The organism is Nanchangia anserum, from assembly GCF_015240065.1.
Classification (GTDB): domain Bacteria; phylum Actinomycetota; class Actinomycetes; order Actinomycetales; family Actinomycetaceae; genus Nanchangia; species Nanchangia anserum.
This window is the reverse complement of sequence record NZ_CP060506.1, coordinates 1,084,902-1,107,052: the sequence shown is the minus strand read 5'-3', so window position 1 is coordinate 1,107,052 and position 22,151 is coordinate 1,084,902. Positions and strand designations below refer to the sequence as shown.

Annotated in this window: 21 protein-coding genes, 1 tRNA gene and 1 pseudogene; 12 read left to right on the top strand and 11 right to left on the bottom strand. The window is 66.8% G+C overall.

Going from position 1 to position 22,151, the window contains the following annotated elements:
* The first annotated feature begins 107 nt into the window (after positions 1–107).
* The 5 genes from H8R18_RS05130 to H8R18_RS05110 all read left to right on the top strand — a co-directional run bounded on the left by H8R18_RS05130 (position 108) and on the right by H8R18_RS05110 (position 3,722).
* Entirely contained in the window at positions 108–788 is a 681-nt protein-coding gene (locus tag H8R18_RS05130) for an ABC transporter ATP-binding protein (protein WP_223875085.1), read from the top strand.
* Positions 785–1,774 carry an FtsX-like permease family protein gene (locus H8R18_RS05125; RefSeq protein ID WP_194189180.1) on the top strand — a complete coding sequence of 330 codons (990 nt, stop codon included), beginning with the start codon at positions 785–787 and terminating at the stop codon, positions 1,772–1,774. Before H8R18_RS05130 ends, H8R18_RS05125 begins: the two co-directional genes overlap by 4 nt.
* Positions 1,737–2,246, top strand: coding sequence for an FtsX-like permease family protein (locus H8R18_RS05120; protein ID WP_194189178.1), 510 nt, complete (start codon positions 1,737–1,739; stop codon positions 2,244–2,246). The genes H8R18_RS05125 and H8R18_RS05120 overlap by 38 nt, the downstream gene beginning before the upstream one ends.
* A 136-nt stretch (positions 2,247–2,382) precedes the next feature.
* Positions 2,383–3,204, top strand: coding sequence for a YkvI family membrane protein (locus H8R18_RS05115; protein ID WP_194189176.1), 822 nt, complete (start codon positions 2,383–2,385; stop codon positions 3,202–3,204).
* Positions 3,165–3,722, top strand: a complete 558-nt coding sequence (locus tag H8R18_RS05110) for a hypothetical protein (RefSeq protein ID WP_194189175.1) — start codon at positions 3,165–3,167, stop codon at positions 3,720–3,722. Before H8R18_RS05115 ends, H8R18_RS05110 begins: the two co-directional genes overlap by 40 nt.
* A 102-nt stretch (positions 3,723–3,824) precedes the next feature.
* On the opposite strand, the gene H8R18_RS05105 is transcribed toward H8R18_RS05110, so the two are convergent.
* The 6 genes from H8R18_RS05105 to H8R18_RS05080 form a co-directional block, all read right to left on the bottom strand.
* Positions 3,825–3,898 (bottom strand) — tRNA-Met (locus H8R18_RS05105).
* A gap of 386 nt (positions 3,899–4,284) precedes the next feature.
* Complete coding sequence (locus H8R18_RS05100) at positions 4,285–4,803, bottom strand: dihydrofolate reductase (RefSeq protein WP_191071015.1); 519 nt, start codon at positions 4,801–4,803, stop codon at positions 4,285–4,287.
* A 19-nt stretch (positions 4,804–4,822) separates the two neighbouring features.
* Positions 4,823–5,623, bottom strand: a complete 801-nt coding sequence (locus tag H8R18_RS05095) for a thymidylate synthase (protein WP_191071014.1) — start codon at positions 5,621–5,623, stop codon at positions 4,823–4,825.
* The gene (locus H8R18_RS05090; RefSeq protein WP_194189173.1) at positions 5,620–5,916 is read right to left on the bottom strand and encodes a hypothetical protein; all 297 of its coding nucleotides are present in this window, start codon (positions 5,914–5,916) and stop codon (positions 5,620–5,622) included. The genes H8R18_RS05095 and H8R18_RS05090 overlap by 4 nt, the downstream gene beginning before the upstream one ends.
* Entirely contained in the window at positions 5,898–6,371 is a 474-nt protein-coding gene (locus H8R18_RS05085; protein ID WP_194189171.1) for a hypothetical protein, read from the bottom strand. The genes H8R18_RS05090 and H8R18_RS05085 overlap by 19 nt, the downstream gene beginning before the upstream one ends.
* A gap of 41 nt (positions 6,372–6,412) precedes the next feature.
* Entirely contained in the window at positions 6,413–6,943 is a 531-nt protein-coding gene (locus tag H8R18_RS05080; protein WP_191071012.1) for a DUF2505 domain-containing protein, read from the bottom strand.
* Positions 6,944–7,022: 79 nt separating this feature from the next.
* Between H8R18_RS05080 and H8R18_RS05075 the strand changes: the two genes are divergently transcribed.
* The 6 genes from H8R18_RS05075 (at position 7,023) to H8R18_RS05050 (ending at position 13,713) form a co-directional block, all read left to right on the top strand.
* Positions 7,023–8,486 (top strand): sensor histidine kinase, encoded by a 1,464-nt coding sequence (locus H8R18_RS05075; protein ID WP_227712759.1) that lies wholly within the window; start codon positions 7,023–7,025, stop codon positions 8,484–8,486.
* 58 nt (positions 8,487–8,544) lie between these two features.
* Positions 8,545–9,600 (top strand): 3-isopropylmalate dehydrogenase, encoded by a 1,056-nt coding sequence (locus tag H8R18_RS05070; RefSeq protein ID WP_191071010.1) that lies wholly within the window; start codon positions 8,545–8,547, stop codon positions 9,598–9,600.
* Between the two features lie 21 nt (positions 9,601–9,621).
* A complete protein-coding gene (locus H8R18_RS05065) occupies positions 9,622–10,770 on the top strand; it encodes a branched-chain amino acid aminotransferase (protein ID WP_476738962.1) in 1,149 nt (382 codons plus the stop codon).
* Between the two features lie 77 nt (positions 10,771–10,847).
* Entirely contained in the window at positions 10,848–11,813 is a 966-nt protein-coding gene (locus tag H8R18_RS05060) for a nucleoside hydrolase (protein ID WP_191071008.1), read from the top strand.
* Complete coding sequence (uriH, locus tag H8R18_RS05055) at positions 11,810–12,760, top strand: uridine-preferring nucleoside hydrolase UriH (RefSeq protein ID WP_191071007.1); 951 nt, start codon at positions 11,810–11,812, stop codon at positions 12,758–12,760. Before H8R18_RS05060 ends, uriH begins: the two co-directional genes overlap by 4 nt.
* Complete coding sequence (locus H8R18_RS05050; RefSeq protein WP_191071006.1) at positions 12,757–13,713, top strand: ribokinase; 957 nt, start codon at positions 12,757–12,759, stop codon at positions 13,711–13,713. The genes uriH and H8R18_RS05050 overlap by 4 nt, the downstream gene beginning before the upstream one ends.
* Before the next feature lie 3 nt (positions 13,714–13,716).
* Here the strand turns inward: H8R18_RS05050 and ilvD are convergent, their stop codons facing one another.
* From ilvD to H8R18_RS09745, 5 genes and pseudogenes are all read right to left on the bottom strand, one after another.
* Entirely contained in the window at positions 13,717–15,588 is a 1,872-nt protein-coding gene (ilvD, locus tag H8R18_RS05045) for a dihydroxy-acid dehydratase (RefSeq protein ID WP_191071005.1), read from the bottom strand.
* 84 nt (positions 15,589–15,672) lie between these two features.
* Complete coding sequence (locus H8R18_RS05040) at positions 15,673–17,199, bottom strand: polysaccharide deacetylase family protein (RefSeq protein ID WP_191071004.1); 1,527 nt, start codon at positions 17,197–17,199, stop codon at positions 15,673–15,675.
* Entirely contained in the window at positions 17,196–17,903 is a 708-nt protein-coding gene (locus tag H8R18_RS05035) for a YggS family pyridoxal phosphate-dependent enzyme (protein WP_191071003.1), read from the bottom strand. The genes H8R18_RS05040 and H8R18_RS05035 overlap by 4 nt, the downstream gene beginning before the upstream one ends.
* Before the next feature lie 28 nt (positions 17,904–17,931).
* A complete protein-coding gene (locus tag H8R18_RS09750; RefSeq protein WP_420846886.1) occupies positions 17,932–19,086 on the bottom strand; it encodes a DUF3516 domain-containing protein in 1,155 nt (384 codons plus the stop codon).
* 137 nt (positions 19,087–19,223) lie between these two features.
* Positions 19,224–20,561: pseudogene (locus H8R18_RS09745) on the bottom strand (DEAD/DEAH box helicase); the annotation flags it as partial.
* A 145-nt stretch (positions 20,562–20,706) separates the two neighbouring features.
* Between H8R18_RS09745 and H8R18_RS05025 the strand changes: the two are divergent.
* The gene (locus H8R18_RS05025; protein WP_191071001.1) at positions 20,707–22,134 is read left to right on the top strand and encodes an alanine/glycine:cation symporter family protein; all 1,428 of its coding nucleotides are present in this window, start codon (positions 20,707–20,709) and stop codon (positions 22,132–22,134) included.
* Positions 22,135–22,151 lie beyond the last annotated feature (17 nt).

The window sequence follows — 22,151 nt, the reverse complement described above, 5'->3', positions numbered from 1 at the left end:
GAGGCAGGGCGGACAATAGTAGTGCTGGCACTACCTGAAGTCTCGCGCTACCCGGGTGGTTCGGCGAGGATCTGGGCGATGGGATAAGACACATGACTACTCCACTGATGAGCGCACATTCCATAACCAAGTCCTACGGTCGCGTCGTCGCCCTGCGAGATGTTGACCTCACCATCGCCGCGGGGCAGACGCTGGCCATCATGGGGCCGTCGGGATCGGGCAAATCGACCCTCCTGCACTGCCTCTCGGGCGTCTTCACCCCCGATTCCGGCGACATCCACTACGACGGCCAGGTCATTTCTTCCCTGTCCGACGCCAAACGATCCCATCTGCGACTGGCGCGCTTCGGCTTCGTGTTCCAGGACGGTCAGCTGCTCGACGAGCTGCCCGCGCGCGAAAACGTCGCCCTGCCGCTCATGCTGACGGGCACCTCGCGCTCGCGCGCCCTCGCCCAGGCCGACGCGACGCTCGCCCGGCTGGGGCTCAACGACGAACGCAAGCGCCTGCCCGGCGACATGTCGGGCGGCCAGGCCCAGCGCGTGGCCGTCGCGCGGGCGCTCGTGACGAACCCGTCGATCATCTTTGCCGACGAACCGACGGGCGCCCTCGACCAGGCGACGGGGCACGAGGTTATGCAGCTGCTCGTGCAGACGGTTGAGATGTCCGATACGGCGCTCGTTATGGTCACCCACGATGCGAACGTCGCCGGCTGGTGCCACCGCCTCGTCGAGATCCGTGACGGTCGCGTCCACGCCGACCGCACGCTGAAGGAGGCGAGCAGGTCATGAGCACGGCAATATCCGCACGGCCGAGCGGGCTTGGCAGGTTGACGAAAACGCTCTTCCTCGCCCGAATGCGCTCGGGTTCTCAACGTTGGCTCGCCGCCTGCACGATCGTCGGATTCACGATCACGACGTGGCTGGCACTCACCGTCGTCGCCGGCGTCGTCATGTTCATCGAACGCTACCGCCACCCGGCCGAGACCTATCCGGTTGTCTTCTCGCTCGAGCCAGACATGGCCAAGATCATGGGCGCCCTCTACGTTCTCTTCGCGCTGTTTGCCTGCGCGCTCATGGTCGTTCCTATCGCCTCGCTGGCCTCGACATCGGCGCGCCTGGGGGCAAACTCAACCGAGCGGCGCCTGGCAATTCTGCGCCTCATTGGTCTGTCCTCTCGTGACGTCGAACGCATGACGCTTATGGAAAACGCCATCATCACCGTCATCGGGATCGTCCTCGGCGTCATCGCCTACGCAGCGAGCGTGCCGCTGTGGCAGTTCGCCTCCTTCCAAAACCAGCGACTGACTTCGGGGGAGATGCTGCTGCCTGCGGTCTACATCGGGCTGGTCGGCCTGGCTGTCCTCGCCATCGCGACGATCTCGTCGTGGTTCGGGTTGCAGCGGGTTCGCATCACCCCGCTGGGCGTCGCGCGCCGCTCGCTCCCCAAGCCCCTCAAGGCCTGGCGACTCATCGCGTTCGTTCTTGCTATTGCGGCATATTCGGTGGTTCTCGTCGTCGCTAAGCCCAGTGGCACGAGCCAAACGGAGATCTTCTTGTATGCCGTTCCCGTCTTCGTGGCCATGATCATCGTCATCGCCGTCATCAACCTGGTGGTGCCGTGGCTGTTGCAGATTGCCGTGCGCATCTTGGCGCATCTGCCGGGTGCGGCGTGGATGCGGGCGATGCGTCGGATCGCCTACGACCCGCGCGCGGTGGCGTCGCATCAGCGGGCTGGCGATGGCGGCGTTTATCGGCGGCATGACGAGCGCCGGTGATTTCGCGGCTAACTCGGGAGCGGGGAGCGAACAGATTCCTCCGGCTGCCCTCAAAGAACTCAACGCGTTGAATCCCGATATCCGCTTCGGCGTCATCATCGTCATTGTCATCGTGTGCATCGTCCTCGGCCTCCAGGTCATCATTCAGTCGTCGTCGGATGTCCTCGAACAGGCAGAAACGAGCCAGGCACTCGTGCGCATGGGCGCGCCGCGCCGGTTCCTGAGTGTGTCTGCGTGGCTGGAGAATCTTCTGCCCGTCGTAGTGGCGCTGGCGACCGCGCCGATCGGGTGGCTCCTCGCCCAGCCCCAGGCTGCCGCGCTCGAGCGATTCACCGGCCGCGAGGTGAGCGCGACGCCGGCTCCGCTCATCACCGTGATCGTCTTGGGCATCGGCTTGACCGTTTGTGCCCTCATCGTCGTCGGCCCGCTGCGTCGGCAGGTGAGCACGCGTTACCAACGCGGTAACGACTAAACGACTAGGCGTCGCGGCAGGCCTCGGCCCGAGCAGAAAGCCTCGGGCCGAGGCCTGCGCATATCCGGGCGGGTAGAGGCGATTCGATAGGGTGGGGGAGCACGAGCTGGGGAAAGTCCCCATGCCGGAAGGAAAAATGGTCAAAAAAGTTCTGCAGACCACACTCGCTTTTGTCGGACTCGTCGTGGGGGCCGGCTTCGCATCGGGACAGGAGGTGCTGCAGTACTTCGTCTCGTACGGCACCGCCGGCCTGATCGGCGCGGGCATCGCGGCGATCCTCCTCGGTGTTGCCGGGGCGGCGATCCTCCAACTGGGTAGCTACTACCACGCGATGGAGCACACCGACGTTCTCGACTCCATCACGCGACCGTGGATTGCCCGGGCGATTGACATCTTTGTGTCTCTCGTCCTGTTCTGCCTCGGCTTCGTCATGATCGCCGGGGCGGGATCGAACCTCAAACAGCAATTCGGGGCACCCGTGTGGGTGGGTGCCGCTATCGTCAGCGTTCTCGTCATCGTTACGGGAATGCTCGATGTCAATAAAGTGACGACGATCATCGGGGCGATCACGCCCTTCATCATCATCTTCACCCTGGGTGTGTCCGTGTACGCGTTTGCGACGGCATCGACGCCGCTGAGCGAACTCGATGAGCTCGCGCGCAGCGTCGCCTCGCCGCTGCCCAGCTGGCCGTTGGCGCTCATCAACTACGTCGGCCTGGCCCTCATCCTCGCCCTGTCGATGGCACTCGTCATGGGTGGGGACCAGTTGAATTCGCGCGCGGCCGGGCTCGGCGGCCTCATCGGCGGGGTCACGTTCGGCCTCATGCTCGTTATTGCCGCCGGGGCGATCTTCGTCAGCGTCGGGCGAGTCAAGGACTCGGACATGCCGATGCTCGCGATGGTCAACGAGATTCATCCGTGCTCGGCACGGCGATGGCCGTTGTCATCTTCGGGATGATCTTCAACACGGCGATCGGCATGTTCTACGCCTTCGCCAAGCGCGCCGCCGGCATTCGGCCGAACCTGTACAAGCCGGTTCTCATCGGCTCGACGCTCGTCGGCTTTGCCTGCTCGTTCCTGGGATTCAAAGCGCTCGTCGGCAAGCTCTATCCCATCATCGGGTGGGTCGGGATCGTCATCATCGCCCTGCTCGTCATCCGGTGGATCCTCGATCGGCCAAAGATCTCGCGCGAGATCGCGCGCCGGGCGCGCGTGCGCGACATGGTGGCCAAGAAGCTGCACCGGCGCCGCCGCTTTACCCGCGGCGATCATCAGCGACTCGAGGCCGAATTGGCGGCCTCGAATCTGCCCGACCACATCCTGCACGGGGAAACCGTCGAGGAGGTTGCCGACGAGCTGGTCAAGCAGGGCGAGCCGATCGACCGTGGCATCGTCGTTCAAACGCGCGCCGAAGTCGAGGCCGTCGAACAGGCAGACGACGAGGATGTGGACACCTCCGCCCCTCGCTCCAATTGATGCGGTGAGGTCGGGAGGGAGCCGCGGTGGCGCCCTCCCGACCGGGGCACCACAACACGATAAAAAACCGGCGGTGACCATCAGGTCACCGCCGGTGATTCGTAGCGGGGGCAGGATTTGAACCTACGACCTCCGGGTTATGAGCCCGGCGAGCTACCGAACTGCTCCACCCCGCGTCGGTGATTACTACGATAGGTCGGCGCGGCGCACTAAGCAACTTCGCCCGGCGTGAGGAATCCCACCCGATCACCTTTAGGCCAGATGACGCGAGTGCGCACAGATGGGCCGCGATATGTGCCCTGACCCGGGCTTTTCCTATCGCGACCGGGGTCCAACGTGGTGTACCGTTAACACGCATGCCACTGTTATGTGGCATGTGGCTGTGCGACCTAGCGCACCGATCGTGTCGGCGTTCTTGAGGGAGGGCGTCGTCAAGATCAACCGGTCGTTGCGCTTCGGGACCCCTTGGGGGGATATGAGGGGCCCGGTTGGGACAGTCGCCAGCCAGAGGCCGCAGGCCCGGTACGTCCGGTCCTGCGGCCTCCTTATATCCGTTATCCGTCTAGGCGCGGCGGTAGACGCTGACGCGCCAGGCGGCATCGCCCGAGACGTCCCGCCAGGTACCCTCAGGATCGCTGATACACGTCGGTGGCCACGACGGCTCGGGGGCAACGTCGACGCGGTGCCACTCGGGACCGATGTGTGGGGCGACCACCGATCCCTCAACGGTGAGTTTGACCGTCGTGACAACGAGGAGATCGGCGTGATCGATCGCCTGTGCGTAGAGCTGGCCGCCGCCGATGATCCACCGAGGTTCGGCATCGGCCGCACTCATCTCCAGTGCCGCGTCCAGGTGCGGGGCTCGCTCGACGCCGCGCCAGCCGGGATCGGGGTGAGACGACACGACGATGCAGCGACGCTCAGGCAGAGCACGCGAGCCGAGCGACTCAAACGTCTTGCGCCCCATGATGACGGTGTGGCCCGTTGTCACCTCGCGAAAGTGTCGGTAGTCGGCGGGCACGCGCCACAGCATCGAGGCTCCATCGCCGATGGTGCCCCTGAGATCCTGCGCCCAGATCATGCCCAGGCGTCCCGCGCCCTCACACCGCAACGGGAGCCTTGATGCCGGGATGGGGGTCGTAGCCGATTACGCGAATATCCTCGGGCGTGTAGCTGAAGATGTCGGCGGCCCGATTCAGCTCGAGCGTCGGGAATGGACGCGGCTCGCGCGCCAGCTGGGTGCGGACCTGCTCGACGTGATTGTGGTAGATGTGGCAGTCCCCGCCGGTCCATACGAGGTCACCGACCTCGAGATCGGCCTGTTGGGCGAGCATGTGGGCCAGCAGCGCGTACGACGCGATGTTAAAGGGCACGCCGAGGAACATGTCGCACGAGCGCTGGTAGACCTGCAGAGAGAGCCGGTTATCGGCGACGTAGACCTGGAATAGCAGGTGACACGGAGCCAGCGCCATCTCGTCGAGCTGGGCGACGTTCCAGGCAGTCACGATCATGCGGCGCGAATCCGGGTTGGTGCGCAGCGTCTCAATGAGGTTGGCGATCTGGTCGATCGTCGATCCATCGCCGCGCGGCCACGAGCGCCACTGAACGCCGTAGACCGGACCGAGTTCGCCCTCGGCGTCGGCCCACTCGTCCCAGATGTGGACGTTTTGCTCGAGCAGGGGAGTGATCGAAGACGAGCCGCTGAGGAACCACAGCAGTTCGGCCACGATGCCGCGCAAGAACACCCGCTTCGTCGTAATCAGGGGAAACGACTCAGATAGGTCGTAGCGCAACTGACGGCCGAAGAGCGAGCGCGTGCCAACGCCGGTGCGGTCGGTCTTGACGGCGCCGTTCTCGGCGATGTCGCGCAGCAGGTCCTCGTACGCGCCCGGGCGACTCACGCCGTAACCGCCTCGTCCATCTCGGCGGCGACATCGGCTGCCGTGCCCTTGCGCACGGGACCGAGAGCGGTCCGCACCCCCTCGACGACGCCCTTGGCCGTCTTGCGTCCGGAGAAGTAGCCGACAGCCGCACCGATCCCGAAGGGGAACAGCCGGCCGAAGGCGCGAGACGTCGTCTTCGTCGCCGCCCGCTTGGCGGCGAACTTCGTCAGCCGCCGATTGACCGCGCTGAGGGTGGGCGAGGACAGGGAGTTGAGCTGGGAGCGCGCCCACGTCAGCGTCGATAGCCCCAACTGGTCCGAGACGATCTTGGCGCCTTCGTCACCGAGCAGGGCGAGGCGACGAGTGCGCGGCGCTTGGCCATGTTGTCGGTCGGGATGCCATGCAGCTTCGCCATGCCCAGGACATAGACGCTCGTATTGGCGTAGAACGAGGCGAGCTCGGCAAACGTCAGCCCCGTGGCAACGGCCGTGCCGGCCCCCGGAACGGCGGCACCAGCACCGACGGCCCCCGACAGCGCGCCCGCGCGAGCAATGTAGCTGCGCGTCGCGATCGACTCTAGGTCGGCGATCGTCGCGTCCGGGTGTTCTGCGATGAGCTTGCGAACGTAGGCGTCCACGCGCGTCGCCGGAATCTCCATGGCGACGTCGAGCGCGTCAGCGACGGAGCGGATCTTGGGAATCTGCTTGAGCGCCTCGCTCGTGCGCGCAGACGGGGAGGGCGGACGGTGTCCAAACGGCAGCTGCATGGCAGTCCTCTCGTGACGACGACGCGGATACTGCAGCTATCCTACGGGGCGGGCGCCGCTGCGGGCGCGTCGGCGCAACCGGCGTCGCCGAGGTAGGCCCGCTCGGCCGCCACTTCGGCATCGAGCAGCGTGCCCACGTGGGCGACGACGGCCTTCTCGAGACTGCGCCCGACCAGCGGCAGGTTGCAGCGCACATCACCCGAGAACTCGCGCACACACCGACCCTCAACCTCGACGAGCCGCGAGCGCGCCGTAATCGCGGTGGGCACGCCCGCAATATCGAGGGCAAGCGTGCCGTTGGCCCCCACACGCGGCCCGTGCTCCCAGACCTCCACGCACGTCAGCGTGAGAAAGGAGGGAACCAGTGACGACAGGCGGGCATCGAGATCGGCGGCGCGAGCGCGTCCGCGAGTGAGCACGTGAACGTCGCCGTCACCGCGCGAACACGTGACCTCGACATCGTGCAGCAACCCGTAGGCGTCGGCGCGCAGGGCGTAAAACCGCTCGTCACCGAGCATCGATGCGACGAGGTGAGGAGGCGAGACATACGTGATGGCGCGGTCAACAAGCATGAGGATCCTGCCACGGGTGCAAACGAACAGCTGTGATTGGGACCCTACCACTTCGCCTCATCCCGATAGGATCGAGGCCGTGAGTAGCCTCAACGATCTCGTCACCTCGATCGGCGCCGACCTCACCCGCGAGGACATCAATCGGCTCCACGTCCTCATCTCCGATTGGCAGGTGCTGGCCGACTTCGCCCTGGCAGACGCCGTGCTGTGGATCCCCAGCCCCGATGGTCGCTTCCTCGCGGTTGCCCAGTGTCGCCCCGCCACCGGCGCGACGATCCACCTCGACGACGTCGTGGGCCTGTACTCCTCACCGATGCGCTCGGCGCAACTGTCGCAGGCCATGAGCGAGGGGCAGCCCCACTACGCGCCCGACATGCGCTGGGCCGGGTCCTACTCCGTCTCGGAAATCCACGTCCCCGTCCGCGTCGATGACCGCATCGTCGCCGTCGTCTCCCTCGAGACCTCCTCACAATCCCTGCGCCGCAACGCCGAATCGCTCGGCTGGTTCGACGACGTCACCCGCGCCCTGTCCCACATGCTCGCCGCGGGCCGCTACCCCTACGAATCGGCCCCGACCTCGTCCAACCACGGAATCCCGCGAGTCTCCGACGGTGCACTCTTCCTCGACAACGACGGGGTCGTCCACCACGTCACCCCCAACGCGCGCTCGTGCTTTAGGCGCCTTGGCGTCAGCAAGTCGCTCGAGGGACGCGTGCTCGCCGAGGCCATCACGGAGCTCCTCGACGGGGTCTCCCACGTCGACGAAACCCTCGCCGTCGTCGTCATGGGTCGCGCCGCCTGGGTCTCCGAAGTCGAATCCCCCTCAGGCACCGTCTCGCTGCGCGCCCTGCCTCTCGTCGTCGACGGCCACCGCGCCGGCGCCGCCCTGCTGTGCCGCGACGTCTCCGAAATGCGCCGGCGCGAACGCGAGCTGCTCTCCAAAGACGCGACCATCCGCGAAATCCACCACCGCGTCAAAAACAACCTCCAAACCGTTTCCTCCCTGCTGCGCATGCAGGCCAGACGGTCGGACAACCCCGAAGTCAAACAGGCGCTTGGCGAAGCCGAACGGCGCGTCGCCACCATCTCGCAGGTCCACCAGGAGCTGTCGCAAAACATCGACGAGACCGTCAACTTCGACTCGATGATGGAACGCCTCATCCGCATGGCGGCATCCGCTGCCACCCCCGACCAACACATCCGCACCGCCATATCCGGCACCTTCGGACGCGTCGACGCCGACGCCGCCTCCGCGCTCGCGGTCGTCCTCGCCGAACTCGTCACCAACGCCGTCGAACACGGGTTCGAGGGACGCGAGAGCGGAACGGTGACCGTGCAGTCGGCGCGCTCGAACGGACACGCCGAGATCAGCGTCATCGACGACGGCGCGGGCATCCCCGAGGGAGCCGCGCGCTCGGGGCTGGGAACCCAGATCGTCCACACCCTCGTCGGCTCCGAGCTCCACGGAACGATTGAGTGGGCGAATCGCCCCGAGGGGGGCACCGAGGTGCGCATCGCGGCCCGCCTTCAGCAGCATTCTTAGGTATTTCATATGCCGGTCGCTGCCTCGGCGTCGCTGTTCGCGCAATTAGGTTGGAGGCATGGCACGCACTCTTGACCTTGCCGTCATCGCCGGCGATGGGATCGGTCCCGAAGTCGTTCGTGAAGGCGAAAAAGTCCTCGCCCGCGCGCTCCGCGACGAGGGGGTGCAGCTGAATCGGCGCGAACTCGACCTGGGGGCCGAGCGCTACCTGCGCACCGGCGAGATCCTCACCGAGGACGACATGGCGCGCATTCGCGACTGCGAGGCGATCCTGCTCGGTGCCATCGGCGACCCACGCGTGCCCTCGGGCGTTCTCGAGCGCGGCCTGCTGTTGAAGCTGCGCTTCGATCTCGACCACTACATCAACCTGCGCCCGGCGAAGCTCTACCCCGGAGTGCCTACGCCTCTGGCCGCCCCCGGTGACGTCGACTTCGTCGTCGTGCGCGAGGGAACCGAGGGCCTCTACTGCGGCCAGGGCGGCACCGCGCGTACGGGGACCCCGCACGAGGTGGCGACCGAGGTGTCGGTGAACACGGCGTATGGCGTCGAGCGGACGGTGCGTTACGCCTTCGAGCTGGCCTCCTCGCGCTCCGGACACCTCACCCTCGTCCACAAGCACAACGTCCTCGTGCACGCCGGCGGACTGTGGGCGCGCATCGTCGAGGAGGTCGCGCGCGAGTATCCGAACGTCCGCCACGACTACTGCCACATCGACGCGGCGACCATCTACATGGTCACCGATCCCTCCCGCTTTGACGTCATCGTCACCGATAACCTCTTCGGCGACATCCTCACCGACGAGGCCGGTGCGATCACGGGTGGCATCGGGCTGGCGGCCTCGGGCAACCTCAATCCCACGCGCACCACCCCGTCGATGTTTGAACCGGTGCACGGCTCCGCCCCCGACATCGCCGGCACATCCACGGCCGATCCGACGGCAACGATCGCCTCGGTCGCCCTCTTGCTCGACTTCCTCGACCTGCCCGAGCAGGCCCGCCGCGTCGACGCGGCGATCAGCGCCGACATGGCCCGCCGCGCCGAGGCGGCTGCTGCGGGCAGTCCGCTGACGCGCTCCACCCAGACCATTGGCGACGACATCGTCAAGGCCCTCTGACCGACACCACGTGACGAAAGGATGGCCCCGATGGCCTCGACCTTCACCTCCATTACGCTCGCCGAAACCACCCCCGCATCGGCCGACGAACTGGCCGGGCGCTTCCCCCTGACGCCGAACCCGCACCCGGCAGATGACGACGAATACGCCCGCATCATGCGCGAGCTGCGGTTCGGGATGGACTTCACCGACCACATGGTCCACGCCCACTGGAGCGCGCAGACCGGGTGGGGCCAGCGAGAGACCCGCGCCTATGGGCCCCTGACGCTGTCGCCGGCGGCGACGATCTTTCACTACGGTCAAGAATGTTTTGAGGGTATCAAGGCCTACCGCCACGCCGACGGGTCGATCTGGACCTTCCGCCCCGGCTATAACGCTGCCCGCTTTGCTGCCTCGGCCAGGCGACTGTGCCTGCCCGAACTCGAACCGGGCGACTTCGAGGCGGCGCTCGTCGACCTCGTGCGCGCGGATGCCCGCTGGGTCCCCACCGGCGAGGGCTCGTCGCTGTACCTGCGCCCGTTCATGATCGGCACCGAGCCCCACCTGGGGGTTCACCCGGCAGCCGAGGTCGACTTCTACTGTATCGCCTCCCCATCTGGTCCCTATTTCGCGACGGGCTTCGACGCCGTCTCCATCGGGCTGGTGCGCGACTATCACCGCGCCGGGCCCGGCGGCACCGGCGCGGCCAAAACGGGCGGCAACTACGCGGCGAGCCTGCTGCCTCAACAGCTCGCTGCCGAACAGGGCTTCTCGCAGGTGTGCTTCCTCGACGTCACGGGGACCTATCTCGAAGAACTCGGCGGCATGAACCTGTTCGTCGTCGGTGCCGACGGTTCCGTGCGCACGCCCCGGGTGGACACCGGCACGGTGCTCGAGGGCGGAACGCGCCACGCCCTCATCCAGCTCATGAAGGACGAGGGCATCGACGTGGCCGAATGCGACATCGCCCTGACCGAGCTGGTCCAGGGAATGGCATCCGGCGAGGTGCGCGAGCTCTTCGCGTGTGGGACCGCCGCCGTCATCACCCCGATCGGGCGCCTGGCGTGCGAGGACTTCGACGTCTCCGTGCCAACGGGTGAGCTGACGCGACACCTCTACGACCGACTGACGGGAATCCAGTTGGGCCGCGAGGACGATCCTCACGGGTGGATGTACAAGATCTGCGACTGAGGCGGGCCAATCGCGTGTGAGCACCCGCGAAAGGGCGGTAACGTGGATAGCCTCACACGCGACAGAAAGGTGGCGTTATGGCTCGCACCCTCATTCTCGACCTCGATACCGGGATCGATGACTCACTGGCAATCGCCTACGCGATCGGCAGCCCCGAAGCCAATTTCGTGGCTATCACCGGTACATACGGCAACGTCGATGTCGACCAGGGGGTGCGCAACTCGCTCGCCGTCACCGAGCTGTTGGGACGCGACGATATCGATGTCGTCGCGGGTGTCCCGCACGCGCTTGAACGCGATGGCTTCGACGTGCTTGAGATCTCGCAGTTCATTCACGGGCGCAACGGCATCGGTGACGTGGAGATCCCGGACGCCACGCGTGGGGCGTGCGCCGGTGACGGCGTCGATTACCTCATCGCGGCTGTCGAACGCTTTGGGCACGACCTCGTTTACGTCCCGACGGGACCGCTGACAACCCTGGCCGAGGCGCTGCGTCGCAAGCCCGAGATTGCCGGCTCGATCGGTCGCGTCGTCCTCATGGGCGGGGCGCTGACGGTTCCCGGCAACGTCAACGCGTGGACCGAAGCGAACATCGGGCAGGATCCCGACGCCGCGAACGAGGTATTCCGCTCGGGCATCCCGCTGACGATGATCGGCCTCGACGTGACGCTGCAAACGCTGTTGACCTACGAGCACACGCGGGTGTGGCGAGACCTCGACACCGCGGCCGGGCGGTTCCTTGCCGACATGACCGACTACTACATTCGCGCCTATGAGACGACCTCGCCGCACCTGGGCGGGTGCGGGCTGCACGATCCGCTGGCCGTGGCTGTGGCGCTCGATCCCAGCCTGGTGACGACACTGCCGTTGCACATGAGCGTCGACGTCACCGGACCCACGCGCGGGCGCACGATCGGCAATCCCGAGAAGATTGGCGCGCCACACCCGACGTGCGAGGTTGCCGTCGGCGTCGACGTCGAGCGCTTCCTCGACATGTTCATGACGCGCATCAGCGCCGTCGCGGCGGGGGAGAAGACGGCATGAGCGCGCGATCGATCATCCTCGACTGCGATCCGGGTCACGACGACGCCGTCGCCATCATGCTCGCGCTCGGCAACGACGCGATCGACCTGCGGGCGATCACGACTGTCGGCGGCAATCAGGTCATCGACAAGGTCACCTACAACGCCCAGGCAATGCTCGCCGCGTGCGGGCGCGAAGACGTCCCCGTCTATCGCGGTGCCTCGCGCCCGCTGCTGCGTGAGGTCGAGGTCGCCGACGAGATCCACGGCGAGACGGGGCTGGACGGCGTCGAGTTACCGCAACCGAGCGTGGAGCTGGCTCCCGGTCACGCCGTCGAGGCCATCTGCCGCATGGTGCGCGAGGCCGAGCCGGGCGAACTCATGCTCGTCGCCACCGGCCCGCTGACGAACCTCGCTCTGGCGGTGCGCCTCGAGCCCAGTATCGTCGAGCGGGTCCGTGAAGTCGTCATCATGGGCGGGGGCTACCACGAGGGCAACTGGTCGGCGGTAGCGGAATTCAATATCGCCGTCGATCCCGAGGCCGCGGCGATCGTGTTTGCCGAGAAATGGCCGCTGACGATGGTCGGACTTGACCTCACCCACCAGGCGCTGGCAACGAGCAGCGTCGAGGAGAAGATGGCGGCCCTTGACACCGAGCTGTCACGCATCTTCCTCGGTCTCATGGCATTCTTCCGCGAGGCCTACCGCGAGAATCAGGGCTTCACCGATCCGCCCGTCCACGACCCGTGCACGATTGCCTACCTCATCGATCCGAGTATCGTCGCCACGCGCAAGGCTCCGGTGAGCGTCGAGACCCGCGGGGAACTCACCTGCGGGATGACGGTGACGGACCTGCGCGCGCCGGCGCCGCCCGAGTGCCATACCCAGGTGGCGACGCACCTCGACGCTGACCGCTTCTGGGACCTCGTCATCGATGCCGTGCGTGCCCTGGGAGAAGAGACGGCATGAGCGCGGCGCTACACATCCTCGATCGTTTTGATCCGCGCGGCGGCCTCGTCGGTGTCGTCGGTTCGATGAACGCCGACTACACGGTGGACACGGCGCGCCTGCCCGGTCCCGGCGAGACAGTTCCCGGCGGCCCCCTGCGGATCCTGCCGGGTGGCAAATCGGGAAACCAGGCCGCGCAGGCCGCCAAGGTCGGTGCCGAGGTGCGGCTGTTTGGCGCGCTCGGGAGGGACGACAACGCGGTATTTTTGCGCCGCTGCCTCGCCGAGGCCGGTGTCGATACCTCGGCGATCCACGAGGTTCCCGGGCCCTCGGGGACGACGATCATCACCGTGGATGAGGCGGGGGAGAACACAATCGTCTATTCGGCAGGGGCAAACGCCGCGCTCGATCTCGACTGGGTCGACTCGATCGCCGATCAGCTGCGAGCGCTCAGCGTGTTGGGGCTGTGCCTGGAGTCTCCCCTCGACGTCGTCACCGCGTGCGCGAGGATCGTCCACGAGGCCGGCGGGCTGGTGGTCCTCAACGATTCGCCGTTCCTCGCCCAACTGCCGCGCGAGTTGATCGACGTCTCCGACTTGTTGCTCGTCAACGAACACGAGGCCGGCCAATTGCTCGGCCTCACCATCACGGCCGAGACGGATTTCGGCGATGTCGCTCGGGAGATGAGCGCGTTCGGCTACGATCGCTCGGTCATCACGCTGGGCGCGCGCGGCTCTGTCGTCATCGACTCCGGCGAGGTCGTGCGCATCGACCCGGTCGCCGTGAGCGCGCGCGACACGACCGGGTGCGGCGACGCCTTCATGGGGACGATCCTCGCCGGACTGGCGGCGGGAGCCTCCCTCGAGGAAGCTGCGCGTCTGGGCACGGTGACCTCGGCCTATGCCGCCACGCGAGCGGGCGCGCAGGCGTCCTATGGGACGCTCGAGGAGGTGCGGGGCTATTTCGCGAATTAGCCTCTAGCGCAGGACGCGGGAGACATCGCGAGCCCCACCCTTGTCGGCGCTCATTGCGCAGGCGGCGTAGAGCTTGAGGGCATCAGAGACCTCGCGCTGCCGCGTCGCCGGCGTGTACGGGTGCTCGCGCTGTTCCTGGGCGGCGCGGCGACGAGCCAGCTCCTCCTCGGCGACGTCCAGCGTCAGCTCGGCCTTCTCGACGTCGATGATGATGCGGTCACCGTCCTCGATGAGCGCGATCAGGCCGCCGTTCGCGGCCTCGGGCGAGATATGGCCGACCGAGATCCCCGATGTGCCACCCGAGAAACGTCCGTCGGTGATGAGCGCGCACGCCTTACCCAGACCGCGGCCCTTGAGGAAGGACGTCGGGTAGAGCATCTCCTGCATTCCCGGCCCGCCCGCGGGACCCTCGTAGCGAATGACGACGACGTGGCCGGGCTGGACCGTCTTATCGAGGATCTTCTCGATGGCCTCGTCCTGTGACTCCATGACGATGGCCTCGCCGACGAAGTGGAAGAGATCGGGCGAGATCCCCGCGGCCTTGATGATGGCACCGTCGGGGGCGAGATTTCCCGTGAGCACGGTGAGGCCGCCGTTGGCCGTGTAGGCGTGGGCGACGTCGCGGATGCAGCCGTTTTCGGCATCGGTGTCGAGTTCGGCCCAGCGCGCGTCCTGGCTCATCGCCTGCGTCGTCCGGCGGCCCCCGGGGGCAGCGGAGAAGAGGGCCCGGGCGCGCTCGCTCGGTTCCTCGCCGCGAATATCCCACGTGCGCAGCCAGGTATCGAGGTCGGGGGAGTGGATCGACCACACCTCGCGCGTGAGCAATCCGGCCCGGTCGAGTTCACCCAGCAGCGCGGGGATGCCGCCGGCGCGGTGGACATCCTCCATGTGGTAGTCGTTGTGATTCGGGGCAACCTTGGACAGGCACGGCACCGTGTGCCCGAGCTCGGCAATGTCGTCGATGCCGAAGTCCACCCCGGCCTCGTGGGCAACCGCGAGCAGGTGCAAGACAGTGTTGGAGGAGCCGCCCATCGCCATGTCGAGGGTCATCGCGTTGACGAAGGCATCGCGCGAGGCGATGCTGCGCGGCAGCACTGTGTCGTCGTCGCCGTCGTAATAGCGCGTGGCGAGCGAGACAGCCAGGCGGCCGGCCTCGGCGAACAGATCGCGCCGGGCCACGTGAGTCGCCAGGGTCGACCCATTGCCGGGCAGCGACAGCCCGAGGGCCTCGGTCAGACAGTTCATGGAATTCGCCGTGAACATCCCCGAACACGATCCGCACGTCGGGCACGACAGGCGCTCGATCTCGTCGAGTTCGGCGTCGGAGATTTCGTCGTTGGCGGTGGCGTTCATGACGGTGATGAGGTTGCCGTGCCCGGTTTCGGCGTCGCCGACGATCGCGCTCGGGTCGATACCACGGCCTGCCTCCATCGGCCCGCCCGAGACGAACACCGTGGGAATGTTGAGCCGCATGGCGGCAATGAGCATGCCCGGGGTGATCTTGTCGCAGTTCGAGATGCACACGAGGGCGTCGGCGCAGTGGGCGTTCACCATGTATTCGACCGAGTCGGCGATCACCTCGCGCGAGGGCAGCGAGTACAGCATCCCCGCGTGCCCCATCGCGATCCCGTCGTCGACGGCAATCGTGTTGAATTCCTTGGACACCCCGCCGGCCTCGGCGATGGCGTCAGCGACGATAGGCGAGACGGTGTCGAGGTGGACGTGACCGGGCACGAACTGAGTGAAGGAGTTGGCGATGGCGATGATGGGCTTGCCGAAATCATCGTCGCCCATGCCCGTCGCGCGCCACAGGGCGCGGGCCCCCGCCATGTGACGGCCGGCCGTCGAGGTCCGTGAACGCAGGGGACGGGGCATGAGACTCTCCTCGCTAGTGGGTACGCGATCAGCCTAAAGACTGAGGCGGCGGCGGGGCGAGAGGTATTGAGATACGGACAGCCTTCAGTGCCGGTCGGTGAACCCGAAATAGCGGGTCCCCGGCGTCATGTCATCGCCAAACATTTGGGGGATGGTGACGAAGTGATAGCCGCGCTGGGTGAAGAAGTCGATGATCTCGCCCGTGGCCTCGGGGCCGTAGGAATGGGAGTCGTGCATGAGGATGATCTGGCCGGCGTGAGGATTCGCCGTGGCGCGTGCCAGCACCGTGCGCGAGTTCTTGTTGCGCCAGTCCTCGGTGTCGACGTTCCACAAGATGATGCCCTGGCCCAGGTTCTTCAACTGGCCGATCACGCGGTCGTTGACCGAGCCGTAGGGCGGGCGAGTGATCGAGGGACGAGTTCCGGTGAGCGAGGCAATCTTATCGGCTGTTGACGTGATCTCCTGTGCGATCTGGGGGTCGGACACCTTGGTCAGATCGGGGTGAGTCCACGTGTGGATGCCGACCGCGTGACCCTCGGCGGCCTCGCGCTTGAGCGCATCGGGGTGGGCCTCGATCTGGCGACCGATCGTGAAGAACGTCGCGTGGACGTCGTGGGCGTGCAAGACATCGAGCAGCTGTGGCGTGTACTCGCTCGGACCGTCGTCGTAGGTCAGGGCGACGCACGGGACGGCCGAGCAATCGACGGCGTCGTCAGCGGCCGGGCGCGGGGCGCGCACGGCCGGGACGGCGCCGTTCGTCAGGCCGGCAAACGAGGCCGGGGCCGCGGCGGCCGTCTCGCCGTTTTTGTCGGCTTTGGACAGGGCGGGCAGACCGGCGACGATGCGTTTCCCGTCGGCAGACAGCGCGGGTTCCACCAGCGCTGCCGGGATCGACACGGCGACCGACTTCTTCGGCGTCAGCGGCGCCGCGTCGGGGGTAATGACGGCGATTGCCTCGTGCTTAGGGGTGAGGATGATGTCGGTGAAGGCCTTGTCGGCGTCGACGCTCGCGTCCTCATCGAGTACCGACTTCTCGCGCAGCGCATCGGTGATGTGGTTGGCCAGCGCGGCGCGGTGCGCCGGCGCGATGAGGTCGGTGGAGGCCACAGTGACGTCGGAGGTGGTCAACGTGTAGAAGGTCTGGGTCTCGTGTGCCGTCGTCTTATCGGCGGCGGTGGCGTCGGCGCTCAGCCGGATCGCCAGTACCTGCCCGGTGGCCGCGGGGATGGACCACGCGAGGTGAAATTCGGTTGTATTGGGGGCGTCATCGACGTGGCGCGTGACGAGGTCGGTGCCGGCGTGTTGCAGCGCCTCGTTGAAGCCGTTGTGGCCGGGCACGGCGACCATCTGGGTCTCCCACGTCAGTGCGGCGGGGCGCTTGGGCGGGGCCGCTGGCACGGTCCCATGCCGGCTGTCGTGACCCAGGCCGGTGACGGTTGCGGTATCGACGGGGCGCGGCATCGAGGCCACCGTGGCTGTCGGGTCGGCGGCGTCGTTCGTGCTGAGCGTACATGCCGAGCACATGAGCGGGACGGAGACGGCACATGCGGCGATCGCGGCGAGGATGCGCCGGTGCGCGCGGGCGTGGCGGATAGTTGAGCGGTGTGTCACGGGCGCTCCCTAGGACCGAGAATGGCTTGACCGATACGAACGATAGTGGCGCCCTCGGCGATCGCGAGGGCGAAGTCGCCCGACATACCCATCGACAGCTCGACGCAGTCGGGGTGGTCGGGATGCAGGCGCGCGCGCAGCTCGCGCAGGGCGGCATAAGAGCGGCGAACAGTAGCTTCGTCGTCGCTGAGCGCCCCAACTGTCATGAGTCCGCGCAGCCGCATATTCGCTACCTCGGCGATGGCGTCGGCAAGCGCGGGCGCCTCGGCGGGACTGATGCCGGACTTTGTGGCCTCGCCTGACGTGTTGACCTGCATGAAGACGTCGAGGCTGCGCTGCGGATCTAGGCGAGCCGCGATCTTGTCGACGAGCCGGACCGAATCGATCGTGTCGATGGCATCGACGTGGGCGAGAGCGAGAGGAATCTTGTTCGTCTGCAGATGGCCGATGAGGTGGATGCTTGTGCCGGGAATCCCCGCGGCACGCACGCTCGGGGAGGTATCGCGCGCCTCTTGGACGTGGTTGTGGCCGAGCAGAACCTGCCGACCAGCGGCCTGGAGGGCGCGTGCAGCCTCGACGCATTCGGCACCGCTGCGTCGTTTCACCGCAAGCATGAGCGCCACGGGACCCGCGCCGTAGCGCGACCGCGCGTCCTCAATTCTCGCCCCGACCTCAGCAAGTCGCTGCGCTACCGAACCTGTCACGCCTCCATCTTAGAACACTGATATGTCCCTAGAACATGCCCACTGGGGCGAGTGCGAGTGTGTGGACGATCGCATGGGACGCGCGCTGTGAGGCCGCGACGTCGACGAGGGCACTCAACTGCCACACGGCCTCCCCCTCGCTATCGAGGATCTGTTGGCGCGCGAGCCAGACGTCGCCGGTGACGAGATCGCCAACGCTCGGATCGGTCACGTCGACGCCGGCCTCGTCCCAGTCGGCGGCCTCGGGTGAGGCGATAATGGTGACGAGCGCGGGCGAGCGCGCGGCCTGATCGATGGCGATGTCGTCGATATCGGCGTAGAGGTCGTCGGCGGCTTCATCCCACGCGGCTGCGTCCCAGCCGGGGTCTCCGAGGTCGGCGAGCGCGTCGATGCGGTCGGTGGCCAGCAGCTCGACGCGACGGAACAGCTCGGTACGCACCTGCGCGCTCAACTGATAGGTGGTGAGCGCCGGCGTCTCTTGATCCGAGTCCTGACCAAAGGCGCGCTCGGCAACGGCGACGTCGTCGCTTGTCTGTGCGCGCTTGCCCTCTGCCAGCGCAGCCCATTCGTCAAGCAGGGAGGAGTCAACGGCGCGCACGAGGTCACCGAGCCACGTGACGATCGCGGTGACCTCGTCGGTCTTGACCGAGGGGGGAAGCACCTGGCGCAGCGCCCGGTAGGCGTCGGTGAGGTAGCGCAAGATGACGCCTTCACAATGGGCGAGATCGAGGCGGGAGACGAGAGAGGAGAACGTATCGGCGTTCTCGATCATCGCGCGCACGACCGATTTGGGGGCCAGCTCGAGGCCGGCGATCCACGGATTCGACGTGCGATAGGTGGCAAAGGCCGGCTCGAGGAGTTCGGCGAGCGGGCGCGGCCACGTGATCTCGTCGAGAGCATCCTTGCGTTCGTCGTAGGGAACCCCCTCGGCGCGCAGGCGCTGATAGGCGGCGTCGCGCAACTCCTTGCGCTGGGCCAGCAGGAGCGGCATCGGGTCGTCGAGAGTCGCCTCGATAATCGAGATGACGTCGAGCGGATACGTCGGCGAGCCGGGATCGAGCAGATCGAGGGCTGCCAGCGCAAACGGTGACAGCGGCTGATTGAGGGCGAAGTCCTCGGGCAGGTCGGCGACGAGTTCGAGGCGACCGGTGGAGCCTGCGCGCCGTGACGGGACGTAGCGCACGACGTCGGCCGTTCGCAGCGAGGTGACGATGTCGGCCAGTTGGCGCAGGGGGGCGTGCTTTGCGGGGGGTGCGGATCGCACGCGCGGGCGAGCCAGACGAGATGCTCGGCAGCGTCGCGCGTGCCCGACAAGACGTTGAGGACCATCGCGTGGGTGAAACGGAAGTGGCTGCGCAGCGGTTCGGGATCGGCCTCGACCAAGCGGGTGAAGGTGGCTTCGGTCCACGAGACCTCGCCGGCGGGGCGTGGGGCCTTCTTCTTGGGCGCCCGCTTGCCGGCGTTGGCCGCCTTGGCTGCGGCTTTGGCCGCCTCGATCGCGTGTTCGGGGGCTTGAACCTCGACGAAGCCGACGGTATCGAAACCCGCGCGTCCGGCCCGCCCGGCGATTTGGTGGAATTCGCGGGCCGAGAGGTGGCGCATCCGGCGTCCGTCGTATTTGACCAACGAGGTGAAGACGACTGTGCGGATCGGCACGTTGATCCCGACCCCGAGGGTATCGGTGCCACAGATGACGGCGAGGAGACCGCGCTGGGTGAGCTGTTCGACGAGGCGCCGGTAGCGCGGGAGCATGCCGGCGTGGTGGACGCCGATCCCGGCCAGCAACAGCTTTTTGAGGATCTGCCCGAATCCTCGCCCGAAGGAGAACCCGCTGATCGCCTCGGCAACCTGGGCGCGGTGATCGTGCTCGACGACGCCGGTGTTGGCGAGGATCTGGGCGCGCGAGAGCGCTTCCTTCTGGGCGAAGTGAACGAGATAAATCGGCCAGCGCCCTGCCCGCAGCAGCCGCGTCAGCAGACGCGGGGTGTCCTCGACGGCGTAGGAGAACTCGAGCGGGACCGGGCGCTCGGCATTGTCGACGAGGACGACCTCGCGACCGGTTGCCTCACCCAGCCGAGCCCGCAAGCCAGAGACGTCACCCAGGGTCGCCGACATGAGGACCATCTGGGTGCGGGTAAGCTCCAGCAGCGGCACCTGCCAGGCCCAGCCGCGTTGGGGATCGGCATAGAAGTGAAACTCGTCCATGACGACGAGTCCCGCATCGAGGTCGGCCCCCTCGCGCAGCGCGAGGTTCGCGAGGATCTCGGCCGTGCAACAGATAATGGGTGCCTCGGCGTTGACGGCGACGTCGCCCGTGACCATGCCAACGTTGTGGGCGCCAAACAGATCCACGAGGTCGAAGAACTTCTCCGACACCAACGCCTTCAGCGGCGCCGTGTAGTACGAGCGCTCCTCGCGCGAGAGGGCATACAGGTGCGCCGCAAGCGCGATCATCGACTTTCCCGACCCCGTCGGCGTCGCCGCGATCACGTGGGAGCCACAAAAGATGTGCTCCGCCGCTTCCTCCTGGTGGGGATACAGTGCCCGCCCAGATGACTCCGCCCACTCGGCAAACCCCGTCAGCACAGCCGCGGGATCGTCCAGGCGTCCCGCATCGGCGAGATCGTCGAGAAGCAGATTGAGGGCAGGAGAACTCATAGGGCCATGCTAGGGCCAACGCGTCCGGCACCCGATGCGCAGGCCCCTTCCGCGATGTGGGCGCCACCGCAGCCGGTGCCTAGCGAGATGACACCATCAACCGATAACCCATCGCATCGATTGACACTTAAGGACTATCCGCGACATGTTCGCCGACCTCGCTAACTCGATCCTCGCTGTCGCCGACTGGATCACCCTCCACATAACCATGTGGATCCTCTTAGGACTTGGCCTCTTCTTCACCGTCGTCACCCGCGGCGTCCAAGTTCGCCTCTTCGCCCACATGTGGCGCGTCGTCTTCTCCTCGCGCCAGGGCGCCAACGGCGGCGTCTCGAGCTTCCAGGCCTTCACCATCTCGCTGGCCGCGCGCGTCGGCATCGGCAACGTCTTCGGCGTCGCAGCCGCCCTCCTCATGGGTGGGCCCGGCGCCCTCGTGTGGATGTGGATCGTCGCCCTCATCGGCATGGCGACATCATTCATGGAATCGACGCTCGCCCAGATCTTCAAGCAAGACAACGGAGACGGGACCTTCCGCGGCGGCCCCGCCTACTACATGTGGCTCGGCCTCAAAGCCCGCTGGCTCGGCGCGATCTTCTCGATCATCGCCATCATCACCTGCGGCTTCGTCATCACCTCGGTCCAATCCAACGCCATCGCCCAAACCGTCTCCTTCGCGGGCAACGTCCGCCCCGGCGTCATCGCGGGCCTCCTCTTCGTCTTCTCCGCCCCCGTCATCCTCGGTGGCATCCGCTCCGTCGCCCGCATCACCGAGATCATGGCCCCGGCAATGGCCCTCGTCTACGTCGTCCTCGCCGCCATCATCCTCATCCTCCACGCCGGCGAGATCCCCGGCATTCTCCTCACCGTCTTCCGCTCCGCCTTCAGCGGCGAAGCCCTCGGCGGAGGAGTCGGCGGCGGCATCCTCGCCGCCATCATCAACGGCACCAAACGCGGCCTCTTCTCCAACGAGGCCGGCCAAGGCACCGCCCCCAACGCCGCAGCTACCGCCACCGTCGCCCATCCTGTGCGCCAAGGGGCCGTCCAATCCCTCGGTGTCTTCGTCGACACCGTCATCGTGTGCACCGCCACGGCCGTCATCATCATCCTCGCCGGACCCGAAGTCTGGGGAGCCGACGACGTCAACCCCGCCACACTCACCACCCGCGCCGTCATGGCCCACCTCGGCGACTGGTCGCTCATCCCCATGACCGTCCTCATCGGCATCCTCGCCTTCTCCTCGATCATCGCCGCCTACGTCTACTCCGACGTCAACATGGCCTTCGCGACCTCCCACCCCGCAGGCACCTGGATCGTCCGCGTCGTCTCGGTCTTCTCCGTCGTCCTCGGCGCCCTCGTCGCCCTCGACGTCGTCTGGAACGCCGTCGACATCGCCATGGCCGTCATGACGATCACCAACCTCATCGCGCTCGCGGCGTTGTGGAAGTGGGGAGTCGGTGCGTTGCGCGACTACGAGGCCCAGCGTCGCGGCGGGTCAGAGCCCGTCTTCGTCGGCCGCGACAATCCCCATCTGCCCGGTGACGTCCCCGGCGACGTCTGGGCGCGGACCCGCTGAGTGGACAAGGAGAACGC